Source organism: Bacillus sp. RC242 (genome assembly GCF_044908245.1).
GTDB lineage: Bacteria > Bacillota > Bacilli > Bacillales > Bacillaceae_G > Bacillus_A > Bacillus_A mycoides.
This window is the reverse complement of record NZ_JBIYCZ010000005.1, coordinates 188,612-201,727: the sequence shown is the minus strand read 5'-3', so window position 1 is coordinate 201,727 and position 13,116 is coordinate 188,612. Positions and strand designations below refer to the sequence as shown.

Annotated in this window: 11 protein-coding genes and 1 riboswitch; of the genes, 8 read left to right on the top strand and 3 right to left on the bottom strand. The window is 31.6% G+C overall.

What is annotated here, in order from left to right; genetic code table 11:
• Positions 1-97: 97 nt before the first annotated feature.
• From ABH957_RS11975 to ABH957_RS11960, 4 genes are all read left to right on the top strand, one after another.
• Positions 98-1,885, top strand: coding sequence for an ATP-binding protein (locus tag ABH957_RS11975; RefSeq protein WP_404447684.1), 1,788 nt, complete (start codon positions 98-100; stop codon positions 1,883-1,885).
• Between the two features lie 219 nt (positions 1,886-2,104).
• The gene (locus ABH957_RS11970) at positions 2,105-4,231 is read left to right on the top strand and encodes a peptidoglycan D,D-transpeptidase FtsI family protein (RefSeq protein WP_404511300.1); all 2,127 of its coding nucleotides are present in this window, start codon (positions 2,105-2,107) and stop codon (positions 4,229-4,231) included.
• A 110-nt stretch (positions 4,232-4,341) separates the two neighbouring features.
• Positions 4,342-4,839, top strand: coding sequence for a signal peptidase I (lepB, locus tag ABH957_RS11965; RefSeq protein ID WP_404511370.1), 498 nt, complete (start codon positions 4,342-4,344; stop codon positions 4,837-4,839).
• A gap of 256 nt (positions 4,840-5,095) precedes the next feature.
• Positions 5,096-6,274 carry a macrolide family glycosyltransferase gene (locus ABH957_RS11960; protein ID WP_404511298.1) on the top strand — a complete coding sequence of 393 codons (1,179 nt, stop codon included), beginning with the start codon at positions 5,096-5,098 and terminating at the stop codon, positions 6,272-6,274.
• A 49-nt stretch (positions 6,275-6,323) separates the two neighbouring features.
• Here ABH957_RS11960 and ABH957_RS11955 read toward each other — a convergent pair whose 3' ends face one another.
• Positions 6,324-7,007 (bottom strand): aspartate/glutamate racemase family protein, encoded by a 684-nt coding sequence (locus tag ABH957_RS11955; RefSeq protein ID WP_404511296.1) that lies wholly within the window; start codon positions 7,005-7,007, stop codon positions 6,324-6,326.
• A 150-nt stretch (positions 7,008-7,157) separates the two neighbouring features.
• A riboswitch (SAM riboswitch) is annotated at positions 7,158-7,273 on the top strand.
• 139 nt (positions 7,274-7,412) lie between these two features.
• Between ABH957_RS11955 and ABH957_RS11950 the strand changes: the two genes are divergently transcribed.
• From ABH957_RS11950 to ABH957_RS11935, 4 genes are all read left to right on the top strand, one after another.
• Positions 7,413-7,961 carry an ECF-type riboflavin transporter substrate-binding protein gene (locus ABH957_RS11950; RefSeq protein ID WP_404511294.1) on the top strand — a complete coding sequence of 183 codons (549 nt, stop codon included), beginning with the start codon at positions 7,413-7,415 and terminating at the stop codon, positions 7,959-7,961.
• A gap of 10 nt (positions 7,962-7,971) precedes the next feature.
• A complete protein-coding gene (locus tag ABH957_RS11945; protein ID WP_404511292.1) occupies positions 7,972-9,672 on the top strand; it encodes an ABC transporter ATP-binding protein in 1,701 nt (566 codons plus the stop codon).
• Positions 9,665-10,465 carry an energy-coupling factor transporter transmembrane component T family protein gene (locus tag ABH957_RS11940; RefSeq protein WP_404511290.1) on the top strand — a complete coding sequence of 267 codons (801 nt, stop codon included), beginning with the start codon at positions 9,665-9,667 and terminating at the stop codon, positions 10,463-10,465. Before ABH957_RS11945 ends, ABH957_RS11940 begins: the two co-directional genes overlap by 8 nt.
• Positions 10,466-10,600: 135 nt before the next feature.
• On the top strand, positions 10,601-10,699 hold the full coding sequence (locus tag ABH957_RS11935) for a YjcZ family sporulation protein (protein WP_000007808.1): 99 nt from the start codon (positions 10,601-10,603) through the stop codon (positions 10,697-10,699).
• A 99-nt stretch (positions 10,700-10,798) separates the two neighbouring features.
• On the opposite strand, the gene ABH957_RS11930 is transcribed toward ABH957_RS11935, so the two are convergent.
• Together ABH957_RS11930 and ABH957_RS11925 are read right to left on the bottom strand one after the other, a co-directional pair.
• Positions 10,799-12,118 carry a LytS/YhcK type 5TM receptor domain-containing protein gene (locus ABH957_RS11930; protein ID WP_404447700.1) on the bottom strand — a complete coding sequence of 440 codons (1,320 nt, stop codon included), beginning with the start codon at positions 12,116-12,118 and terminating at the stop codon, positions 10,799-10,801.
• Positions 12,119-12,164: 46 nt separating this feature from the next.
• Positions 12,165-13,046, bottom strand: a complete 882-nt coding sequence (locus ABH957_RS11925; protein ID WP_404511288.1) for a protein kinase family protein — start codon at positions 13,044-13,046, stop codon at positions 12,165-12,167.
• Positions 13,047-13,116 lie beyond the last annotated feature (70 nt).

Here is a 13,116-nt window from a genome sequence, read left to right as displayed (position 1 = left end):
TATTCTACAGCTATATACCTAGGAGCACTTTCTTCGTATAATGAAGAAGTATGAATTTTTAATTTGTATAAATTTTACATATCGAGGTGAAAAAGGAATGAATGCGCGGCTAATGGAACTTATTGATGTGAGTACAATAGAAACCATGGCAGAACAATTTTATAAATTAACCAACATATCACATCAACTTCTTGATGCTGAAAACGAATCTATATTTTCATTTGGAATTAATGAAATGAAAGTATGTAAACTTCCCAAAATTGAAATCCCCCTTTTCTTATACAATCAATATTTAGGATCTTTTGTTGTATGGTCCAAACGAAGCGAAATTTTCAATTGCCAAAAATATTTTGAAATGCTTTCTAACCTCATTATAACTGAGATGAAAAAAGCAGTTCAAAGTAAAAATACATCGTTACTTTCTCGAAAAGAGGAAGAACTACATACGATCTTACAAAACATGCCTGTTATGGTTGATGCGCTTGACTATAATGGAGATTTTGTTTTGTGGAATCGAGAATGCGAGATTGTAACAGGTTATACTGCTGAAGAAATAATTGGGAATCCAAACGCTCTTCAATTACTGTATCCTGACCATAATTATCGCAATCAAATACAAAATAAATTTTTGACTCGTGGAAAAAATTTTAGAGATTGGGAAATGAGTTTAACATGTAAAAATGGTGAAATTAAAACGATAATGTGGTCCAATATATCAGAGCAGTTTCCTGTAACAGGATTTAGTTACTGGGCTGTTGGGGTAGATATTACACATTTAAAAGCGATAGAAGAGCAATTAAAACAACAAACGTCTGAATTAGAATTAATTTTTAAAGCTTTACCAGATTTATGTTTTTTAACAGAAGATGATGGGACAATTATAGATTATAAAGCAGGATCCCCTACAAAATTTTACGTACCTGCAGAAGCTTTTATGGGAAAAAAATTTTACGAAATATTACCGTCTTCAGTAGCACAGCAATTTCAAGAAGCAATTCGCCAATTGAAAGAAGAAGGAAAGAATGTAATTGTAGAATATTTTCTAACAATTAATGGAAGTATCGATTTCTTTGAAGCTAGATGTTTACCATTATTACAAGATAAAATTATGATCATTGTACGCGATATCACAGAGCGGAAAAAGGCAGAAGAATTGCTAAATAAATCAGATACACTTGCGGCAATTGGTCAATTAGCAGCCGGTGTAGCTCATGAAGTGAGAAACCCATTAACTGTAATTAAAGGATTTATACAGTTATTCCAAATTAATAGAGAAGATCAAGAAAAATATTTTGACCTTATGCTTTCCGAAATAGAAAGAATAGAAGCAATCCTCCAAGAGTTTTTGTCGATTGCTAAAACTGATGAAATAAATACAGAAAAGAAAAATATTTATCAAATTTTTAAAAATGTCGTATCGTTAATTAATACAAAAGCAATCATGACAAATATTCAAGTTGAACTATTTACAGATTCCAAAGAGATAATCATTGAATGCTCAGAAAATCAATTGAAACAAGTCTTTATTAATATTTTGCAAAATTCAATCGAAGCAATGCTAGATGGCGGGAAAATTTCAATCCATATAAAAGAAATACATAAAAAAGGTGTCATTATTAGTGTAATAGATGAAGGAATAGGAATACCTGAAGAAAGAATTAAAAGATTAGGTGAACCTTTCTATAGTACGAAAGAAAAAGGTACCGGTATTGGATTGATGTTAAGTTATAAAATAATTGAAGGTCATCAAGGAACAATAAGTATAATGAGTGAGGTTGGCGTCGGGACAACTGTAACTATTTACTTGCCGAAAATTCAGAGTAAACAATCTCTATCAAATTGTGATGATAGATGTATTTCAATACGTTCTAATATTAACTCCTAAAATACTTAATACCCAATAACAAAGCTAAGCTTTTGTTATTGGGTATTTTTATATTTAATTTAGTAAACTTTACCTTTTCTTTATGTTTGTTTTAATTTCTATTAAGTTTTAAACGTTATATTAATATGCGTACAAAGTAATGTATGGAAATTGTACATTATTTTTAATATAGAAAGCTTAAAATTATTAGAAATGTTGTAAGGAGGAGATTATGACAAGGTGAAAAAGAAAGAGAAAAAGAGTGGTAGAGCACTACCTATACGATTAAATATTTTATTCTTTTGTGTGTTTTTATTATTTTCTGGAATTATAATCCAGTTAGGCAAAGTACAAATTTTCGATGGAGAAACATATAAAAACGAAGTAGAAAAAAGAGAGAATGCAACTGTTAATCTTCCAGTACCACGCGGCAAAATTTATGACCGTGAAGGTAATCCAGTTGTTGACAATAAGTCTTTACGTACGATTACATATACAAAGGTGAAAGGTGTAAAAGCGGAAGAAATGTTAAAAACCGCAAGACAACTTGCAGCAATAATTGAAATGCCGCAAGAAGATATTGATAAGTTAACCGAGACTGATAAGAAAGATTTTTGGATGCAATTAAATCCAAAACTTACTCAAAACTTAGTATCTAAAAAAGAAATAGATACGTTTAGGGAAAAGGATATTAATGGAAAAGATCTAGACAAAAAAATAGAAGAGTTAAAAAGAAAGCGCATCACAGATAAAAATCTTCAAGAATTAACAGCCACAGATATAGAAGTGTTAGCTATTAAAAGTAAAATGACTTCAGGTTATCAAATGGCACCTCAAATTATTAAAAAAGATGTTAGTGAAAAGGAATATACTGTGATTAGTGAAAATTTAGCAAATCTCCCAGGTGTAGACGCATCAGTTGATTGGGAAAGGCTCTATGTAAATGATGGCTTATTCCGTTCAGTTCTTGGAAATGTTTCGAATGCTAATGAAGGATTACCACGTGAACGATTAGATTATTATTTAGTGCGTGAGTATAGCCGGAATGATCGTGTTGGGAAAAGTTACATCGAACAGCAATACGAAGATGTGCTTCATGGTACGAAAAAAGAAGTAAGAAGTATTGCTGATAAACAAGGTAATACAATTAGAACTGAAACAGTTTCTGAAGGAAAAAGCGGCAAGAATTTAACTTTAACAATAGATATGGAATTACAGAAAAAAGTAGAAGAGAGCATAGAAAAAATATTAAAGGCCTATAAAGGTTCAGAATCGATGTTGGACCGTGCTTTCGTTGTAATGATAAATCCGAAAAATGGTCAAGTATTATCAATGGCAGGGAAAAAATTAGTAGAAAAAGATGGGAAAACAGAAGTTGAAGATTATGCTTTAGGTACGATGACAAGTTCATATGAGCTTGGATCAACTGTTAAAGGTGCGACAATATTGACTGGTTTTGAAACGAAAGCTATAACACCAGGTACTTATTTTTATGATGCGCCTATGAAGTTTAAAGGAACTAAGGAGAAGAAGTCTTGGAAAGAGTTTGGAAATATAGACGATTTAAGAGCGTTACAAGTTTCTTCAAACGTTTATATGTTTAATACAGCATTAAAAATTGCAGGTGTGGATTATGTGAAAAATAGCTCATTAAATATTAAACAGGAATACTTTGATAAAATGAGGTATTATTTCAGGCAATTTGGATTAGGTGTTCCAACAGGTATCGATTTACCGAATGAAACAGCTGGACAAATTGGTAAAAAAGATAACCAGCCAGGTTTCTTATTAGACTACTCAATTGGTCAGTATGACACGTATACACCGCTTCAGCTTGTACAGTATATTTCAACAATCGCAAACGGTGGATATCGAATGAAGCCACAAATTGTTCAAGAAGTTAGAGAGCAAACCGCGCAAAAAGATGAGATTGGTAAAGTGGTGCATTCAGTAGAACCAATCGTTTTAAATAAAATAGATATGAAAGAGGATTATATAAATCAAGTAAAGGAAGGATTTAGGAGAGTATTCCAAGAAGGTGATGGAACTGGAGTAAGGGCATTCCAAAAAGCACCGTATAAACCAGCGGGAAAAACAGGGACAGCACAGACAGTATACGGTGGAGAAAGTGATATTGGAAGAAATGAAAAAGGTGAGCGAAGAGAATGTTATAATTTAACGTTAGCAGGATATGCGCCATATGACGATCCAGAAGTAGCATTTTCTGTTGTTGTGCCCTGGGTTATAAATGATAAATCAGGTATTAACTCTGATATTGGAAAAGAAGTTTTAGATGCTTATTTTGATTTAAAAAATAAGCGATTAACTGGCGAAGCACCAAAAATAGATGACTCTAAAGAGAATTAAAATATACGAAACGTCTCTAGCAATTATATGAACTAGAGACGTTTTTTACATACGAATAGTTTAGAAATGAGGTATATATGAAGCAATTGATTCTAAAAGATTGGTGAAAAATATGTAGCTATATTTTAATTATAATAGGAATTATTTTTATTAATAAGTTATTTTTATTTTGTATGGTAGAAGGAATTTCGATGCAACCTACTTTGAATGAGAATAATCGCATACTAGTTAATAAGGCTAGCATCTATTTTTCTTCTTTTCATCATGGTGATGTTGTAATAATAAAAAAAGAAGACTCGCCTACATACTACGTGAAGCGAATTATTGGATTACCAGGGGATAACGTACAATTAAGAAACGATGTGTTATATATTAACGGTAAAAAGCGAGATGAGTTGTATATACAGTTAGATATGTCACAAGTATCAAATCGTTTTTCAAACTTTAGAGAAATGAAAGTTCCCTCGCATAAATTATTTGTACTCGGTGATAATCGTAATCATAGTATGGATAGTAGGAATACACTTGGACTGATCAATGAGTCACATGTAATAGGTAAAGTAAAAATGGTATATTATCCATTTGATCAAATAAAATGGTTAAAATAATTCTATTAGATATGCACGTTTTACAAAATAAATCATATATTGATAGCATAGGACAAGCAGAAAAGCTTATCCTAACCTCACAGAACACTCCTTATCACAGTTAGGCATCTACATTTTATGTAGATGCCTTTTTCAATGTCTGATAATTATTTATCAACCTAAAGTAGTAAGTATATTGGGACTATTAAGGGGAGATTGCTTGTAATAATAACAGTACGATTAATAAGAACATTGAATTGTAAGGAGTGAGAAATAAGTGATGAACATTTTAATAGTTAATTTCCCTGCAGAGGGACATGTAAATCCTACATTAAGTTTAGTAAAGGCCTTTACTGAAAGAGGTGATAACGTACACTATATTACAACGGAAAGCTTTAAGGAAAGGCTTGAAGTTTTGGGAGCCATTGTACATACTCATCCGGATTTATTAAAGGAGATTTCTATTGATAATGAAACTTCATATGGATTAAAATCTTTCTTTCATGTACATGTTCAAACTTCTTTATACATATTAGAAATTACGAAACGATTATGTAAAAGCATTAATTTTGATTTCGTAGTTTATGATATATTTGGTGCTGGAGAGTTAGTAAAGGAATATTTACAAGTTCCAGGCATAGTTTCCTCTCCTATATTTATAATTCCACCAGTATTATTGGAAACCTTGCCTTTTCATCCAAATGCAGAAATACAATTCCAACCCGATGAACTCTCTGAAAAGTTACTGTATCAAATGGAACATGAATTTGGAGTAAAGCCCAAAAATAATCTTCAATTTATGCATAATAAGGGAGATATTAGTCTCGTGTATACAAGTCGTTATTTTCAACCTAATAGCGATTCGTTCGGAGAAGACAATGTTTTTATTGGACCGAGTATTATAAAGCGCAAAACAAATGTAAAGTTTCCACTTGAATTGCTTTCAAAAAAGAAAGTTATTTATATTTCAATGGGAACACTTCTCGAAGGGCTCGAACCATTTTTTAATACTTGTATTGATGCTTTTTCAAATTTCGAAGGGATTGTAGTAATGGCGATTGGTGATAGAAATGATATTTCAAAAATTAAGCAAGCGCCAGACAACTTTATTATAACCCCTTACGTACCTCAATCAGAAATATTAAGTGAAGCAGATGTTTTTATTACACATGGTGGAATGAATAGTGTGCACGATGCAATCCATTATAATGTCCCATTTGTGATAATACCGCATGATAAAGATCAACCTATGATAGCGCAAAGATTAACTGAGCTTGAGGCAGCACATAGATTATTGAAAGAGCATGTTAATGTGCAAACTTTAAAAAAGGCGGTAACAGACGTTCTTTCAAATGAAAAGTATAAACATGGCATTCGAAAACTGAATGAAAGTTTTTTAGGGTGTGGTGGTTCCAAAAGAGCCATTGCAGTTATTGATGCTCTTTTAAATAAATAGTTCGGACAATATAAAAGCATAGAGGCTCTACCTGTATGCTTTTATATTATTATCCAGCAAATTGTACAGCAGTATTTGCATGTAAATAAGCAGTATCAAAAACAGGAACAGTAAGGTCATTTTGGGAAATAAGCAATGGTATTTCAGTACAGCCTAGTAATATTCCTTCCGCACCATTTTGAATTAATGAATTGGTAATTTGTATTAGTTTTTCTTTTGATGTTTCTGAAATAATTCCTCTACTTAATTCATTTAATATGACGTGATGGATAAAAGTTCTTTCTTCGTCATTTGGGATAATTGTCTCAATGTTATATTTTACTAGTCGTGATGTATAAAAATCTTGTTCCATCGTTTGTTTCGTTCCTAATAATCCGATCCGTTTTATATTCTGTTCTACCATTTCTTTAGCACTTACATCACCGATATGAAGAAGTGGGATTGATATTGCTTGTTCTACTTCCTCAGCAAATAGATGTACAGTATTAGAACACATTAGTAAACATTCAGCTCCTGAGTTTTCTACCTTTTTTGCTACCGTGACTAATTCATTTTTCACTTCTTCATATTGATGGTTTTGCAATAATGTAGTTACCTCCCCAAAGTCCATGCTATATAAAACAAGCTTCGCATTTTGATTATATTGAGAGAGAGTTAGTGTATTAATATGTTTATAATATAACGATGTTGATTCCCAACTTAGTCCGCCAATTAAGCCAATTACTTTCATCATGCATTCCTCCCGTAACAATTTTGAATTTATTATTTCATAATTCCGATAAGAATACAATGATTTAAATGAACTATTTATCGAAAAATAAAAATAGTAAGAAAAGTATTGAAATTATTTATTGTTAGTGCCATAATACAGATTACAACTACATACTTATCCAGAGAGGTAGAGGGAACGGCCCTATGAAACCTCAGCAACCCCTATGTAATTACATAGGAAGGTGCTAATTCCGCAGAGGACACTATGTGTCTTTTGAAAGATAAGGGGATTCTTGTACGTGAAAGAAAATGACCTCTTATTTAAGAGGTCATTTTTTGTTGTATAGAAAGGAAGTGTCGATGCATAATTCATTTTCAAAATAAATATAGAGTATTAAAAGTTGAATAATACGAGAGGGGAATTGTAATGAACAAATTAACGACAAAGCTAGTAGTAGCTATTGGAATTGGAGCAGCTTTATACGGGGTATTAGGGCTTTGGGGATTTTCTATCGCACCGAATACATTTATTAAACCCGCATTGGCTATTTTAACAGTTTTTGGAGCGTTATTTGGCCCAGTAGCAGGACTTTTAATAGGACTCATCGGTCATACCGTTACAGATACGATCGCTGGATGGGGTATTTGGTGGGGATGGGTTATTAGTTCAGGTATTATTGGTTTAGCAATGGGACTCATACAAAAAAGAATTGGTTTTAGTGTAAAACATGGAACGTATAATAACCGTGATATTTCTTATTTTGCAATTGCAGGGTTAATTGGTATTGTCATAGCTATTATATTTGCTGGAGCATTCGATATTATTGTGATGGGAGAACCGTTTGACAAAATAGTTATACAAGTACTAGGCGCAACAATTGCAGACGTTATCGTATTTTTAGTTCTTGGCTTACCAATCACGATCGGTCTAGCGAAATCAAATAAGAAACATACACATTTAAAAATTGAAAAGTAGGGATGAATACATGCAACCAATTATTTCTTTTGAACAATTTACCTTTCAATATAGGCATACCACGCAGCCTACTTTAAAAGATATTACATTTCAAATATATCCTGGGGAAAAGGTACTTATCGCTGGACGAAGTGGTTCAGGTAAGTCAACATTAGCTCATTGTATAAATGGGCTAATCCCATTTTCTTACGAAGGGATAAGTACCGGTAACATTTTAATAGCTGGAAAGGATCCGAGAAAAGGTAGTGTTTTTGAACAGAGTAAACACGTAGGGACAATATTACAAGATCAAGATGCACAATTTATAGGCCTTACTGTCGAAGAGGATGTAGCATTTGCATTAGAAAACGATTGTGTAAATCAAATAGAAATGAGAAAGATTGTTACGGATTCTTTAAAAAAGGTAAGCATGCAGGACTTTCATACACAAAGTCCACATGAATTATCAGGAGGTCAAAAACAGACAGTCTCTCTTGCAGGTCTGCTAACGACAAATGCAGATATATTATTATTTGATGAACCGTTAGCTAATTTGGATCCTGCATGTAGTTTGAATACAATAGAACTCATTAAAAATATACATGAGAAATATAATAAAACAATTGTAATTATTGAACATCGAATAGAAGAAATATTAAACCTTGATTTAGATAAAATTATTTTAATAGATGAGGGAGAAGTTATTGCCGTTGGTTCACCGGATAGTATTTTAAATTCTGATATATTACCAAATATCGGACTAAGAGAACCTATTTATATAGAGGCGCTAAAGAAATTAAATTTTGATAGTAATAATGTTAGGGTATTTCCAATTGAAAATCTTCGTAATGCAGACGTTCATAGCCTATTAAAGAACTGGATGCATAAGCAAGTTTCATCAAAAAACAAATATATTAAAAAAGCTTTATGCAAGATAGAAAATTTATCATTTACGTACAATAACAAACATACAGCCTTAGAAGATATCAACCTTTCAATAGGAGAGGGAGAAATAGTAGCGTTATTGGGTCATAATGGAGCAGGGAAATCGACATTAGCTCATACTCTTATAGGAATAAATAAAACAAAGAATGGGAGAATAACATTCGATGGAGAAAATATAAATTGTTGGTCTATTCGTAAACGCGGGGAAGTTATTTCTTATGTTATGCAAAACCCAAATCAAATGATTACACAGCCTACTGTTTTAGAAGAGGTTTCATATTCATTACAATTAAAAAAGGTTTCTAAAGATGAGATTGAGACAAGAGTCGAAAAAGCTTTAAGAATTTGTGGATTATATCCATTTCGTAACTGGCCAATTCAGGCATTAAGCTATGGACAAAAAAAGAGGCTTACTATTGCATCTGTACTTATAACAAACCCAAAACTTATTGTATTAGATGAGCCAACAGCTGGACAAGATTATTACCATTACAAACAGTTTATGTCGTTTATTAGAAAACTGGCTAAAAGGGGCATATCCTTTATTATTATCACACACGATATGAATCTTGCTTTAGAATATGCAGATCGAGCGGTAGTTCTGCATGAAGGGAAAATTATTGCGGACAATACTGTATCTGCTGTTTTAAGGGATCGAGGAACGTTACAAAGAGCTAATCTACGGGAGATTTCATTAATAAAACTAGCTAAATTAAGCGGAATTCCAACTCCAGAAACATTTGTGAAACTTTATATTGAAGCTAATAGGAGGGAGGAATATGCATAATACGTATTTTTATCGTATGGATGGTGCAATTAAATTATCTTTATTTATATTTTGTATGACACTTACTTTTTTATTTTTTGATTTTCGTATATTGCTAATTTTATTTATTGTTGGATGTATCGGCCTCTTAATTGCAAAAATTCAATTGCGTAAAATTATAGTTATTTTCAGCGTTATATTTACATTTAGTTTATTAAATTCCGTTATGATTCTTTTCATTACGCCCACCCATGGATCGGAATTAACGGGATCGTATACCTCTTTTTTTTATATAGGTTATGCAACAATTACATATGAAACTTTATTTTATGCAGCTACACTTTCATTGAAATATTTTACGTTATTACCATTTACACTTCTTTTTATTTATACAACTCATCCAAGTGAATTTGTGAGCAGCTTAAATAAATTTGCTGTTCCTTATAAAATTACATATGCAATAAATATTGCACTGCGTTATATACCAAGCATTCAATCTGAATATATAATCATTAGACACGCGCAGGAAGCAAGAGGCGTACCTTTTGAAAAAGGAGAAGCGAGCTTGTGGATTCGTATGAAAAACCGTGTTTTAATTTTTTGGCCACTTATTATTCATTCATTAGAAAGGATTGATACTGTTTCAAATGCAATGGATTTAAGAGGTTTTGGAAAAAATGATAAACGAACGTGGTACTATGCAAAAGACGCACAAAAGGAGGATTACATCACACTTTTTGTTGGTATTATCATTTTGATTATTGCAATTTACTTAAAGCTGAATGTATTCCAAAGCTTCTGGTACCCATTTTAAAGCACTCTCAATAGAGTGCTTTTACTAATTTTTATGAAGACATGCTCAAAAAAGGGAGATATACATACTGTATAATACGAACCAGTTAAAATGATCAACTACCTATTAGTTTTCAAACCAAAAGGAGGAGAAAATATGAGTTTCGGCGGTTCTTGTGGTTTTGGTGGAGGTTTCGCTTTATTAGTTGTGTTATTTATTTTATTAATTATTGTTGGATGTAGTTGTTGGAGCTAAGGGTACTAATTTCTAATTAGTCTCTTCTAAATGTAAATTAAAAAAACATAGCAGATACTTTTTGTATCGAAATAAAAAAGGAGCCATTATGCTCCTTTTTTATTTAGTATGCAACGTGCTCTCATTATTATATTTTGGGAATGTAATAGTTAAAGTAGTTCCTTTATTAACGATACTTCGGATTTTTAAACTGCCTCGCATCGTTTCAATAATTTTAACAGCAACCATCGTTCCTAAACCCGTACCTTTCGTTTTTGTACTAAAATATGGTTCGCCAAATCGATTAATTTGCTCTTGCGACATTCCAACTCCACTATCTTGAATCCTTATTATGACCTTATTATTGCTAACAGTTGCAGAAATAATTAGATTACCGCCACATGGCATTGCTTCTATACTGTTTTTTATTAAATTTAAAAAACATTGATGGAAGTGCTGTGTATTACCAATAATTGTTCCCTCTGAGAACTCTTTTGTAATATTAATATTATTCATGTTACAAAAAGGCAACATCATATTAATAACTCGATTTAACTCGTGCTCCACTGAAATATGATCTAGTTTTTCTGAAGCTGGTTTGGCAAAAGTTAAGTAATCATCAATAATTGCTTGTGCACGATTTAACTCTTCAAGAATATGTTCAATATACTCATCTTTGGATTGTTGAGTTATATTGGGTGTTTTTAAAAGTTGTGTAAATCCTTTTACAACAGTCAATGGATTCCTTACTTCATGTGAAATACTTGCAGCGAGTTGGCTGACAATCTCCATTTTTTCAACTTTTATTAATTTTGATCGCATAAATATTGCATCTTTTAAAACCTCATTAAAATAGACCATAAATAATATTAAAATAGTTGGTAATAGAATGAAATAAATAATGTACAAATTATTCACTTCAAAATCTGATAGAGTTAAAACAATTACTGTTGTAAATATTGCAAGGAAAAAAGTTAAAAACATAGATGAAGTTACTTTTATTTTCCTATTGTATGTATTAAATTTTGATGATGCGAATGCTGTAATGATTAACATCGTTCCATAAACAATGATTGTTAACAGGCTAAAACCATAAAACATAAAACGTATTATTAATAAAATCATGAGTAATGCAATACCGACTGGAAATCCACCATAAAGTGTACCAATTAAAAAGGGGATTTGTCTTAAATCATGAATATAATTTTCATCCATATAGATGGGATACCGCATACATAAAATTAGTGGGATACTCGTACAAAGAATGATAAGTAGTTTCTTATATTTCTTCCCGAAGTACCCACTATCATAAATAAAATAAAAAACAAATATACTGCTTAAAATATAAAGAAGATTATTTAAAACATTTTGATTAATGTAAACAAAGTTCATAATACATGCCCCGTTATCCTGAATTTCAATCCCATATGTATTATACATTATAAAAGTGCAAGTTTTACATGTACTTTTACAATGTATGTAGTTTTTATAGATTTTCAGTGTTATAGGCTTTTAACCATGCATTATTAAACTCTTCCATTGACGCATAGCGCTCACTACGATTTTCATTTACAGCACGGTATGCTACTTCATATAAGCCTTCACTAGCTTCCCATTTCATAAAGGAACGATTTTGCCCGCCACCTAGTAGTGCAAAAGCTATAGCCCCCATATTAAATACGTTTGTTTGTCCGTCTATTATAGAGTTAAGTTGAAACTCTTCAGGTGACATAAAACGAGATGACCCCCACATTCGTCCCATTTTATTTACATACGGTTTGTTACTGTATAAATCAATATCACAAATTTTTATTTCATTAGTTTTAAAGTTGTACAAAATACTACCGTCATAAAAATCAATAGCTACATAGTTTTTGTGTTCAACGTAAGTATGGAAATTAAAAATAGAATTTAATGAAACTAGCCTATTTTTAACGGATAATTTTTTATATTTATAAAATGGTGAGTTAGGATTAGTATATTTTGCTGGGGGAGGGAAACTCCAGTGCGAGTGAAGACATTCACCGTCAAACCAATCAAAAATTAAAACATATCCATGTTGTACAGGGTAGTGATCAATTAAACTTATAAGAGAAACGTGTTTTAATTCATTGTATATAGTAACTGAGCTTTTTAATCTTTGTATAGCTTCATTTGTAGAAGCATTATATGAGAGTGTTTGTGCCCCTGCATATTTTATAAAGTTCTTTTTCCCATTCTTTTCAACACCAAAACTTATATTACCGGAATCTTGTTGGTCAAAAACCGCAAATACTGTACCTAGTTTTGTAAGCCAATCAAAATTATGATGTTTTTTTAGTTGGAATGTTATAGTATCTAACTGAATTTTAACTGGAATATCTTTCATAATTCACCTCAAATTTAATATAATTAAGTTGTCCATTACAGTATTCGACATATTTTGTGAAATCCCTATA

Excerpts from the sequence above, each read along its gene's own strand:
- ABH957_RS11935 (WP_000007808.1), top strand. The coding sequence starts at position 10,601 with ATGAGTTTCGGCGGTTCTTGTGGTTTTGGTGGAGGTTTCGCTTTATTA.
- ABH957_RS11955 (WP_404511296.1), bottom strand. The coding sequence starts at position 7,007 with ATGATGAAAGTAATTGGCTTAATTGGCGGACTAAGTTGGGAATCAACA.
- ABH957_RS11930 (WP_404447700.1), bottom strand. The coding sequence starts at position 12,118 with ATGTATAATACATATGGGATTGAAATTCAGGATAACGGGGCATGTATT.
- ABH957_RS11975 (WP_404447684.1), top strand. The coding sequence starts at position 98 with ATGAATGCGCGGCTAATGGAACTTATTGATGTGAGTACAATAGAAACC.
- ABH957_RS11950 (WP_404511294.1), top strand. The coding sequence starts at position 7,413 with ATGAACAAATTAACGACAAAGCTAGTAGTAGCTATTGGAATTGGAGCA.
- ABH957_RS11925 (WP_404511288.1), bottom strand. The coding sequence starts at position 13,046 with ATGAAAGATATTCCAGTTAAAATTCAGTTAGATACTATAACATTCCAA.
- ABH957_RS11940 (WP_404511290.1), top strand. The coding sequence starts at position 9,665 with ATGCATAATACGTATTTTTATCGTATGGATGGTGCAATTAAATTATCT.
- ABH957_RS11945 (WP_404511292.1), top strand. The coding sequence starts at position 7,972 with ATGCAACCAATTATTTCTTTTGAACAATTTACCTTTCAATATAGGCAT.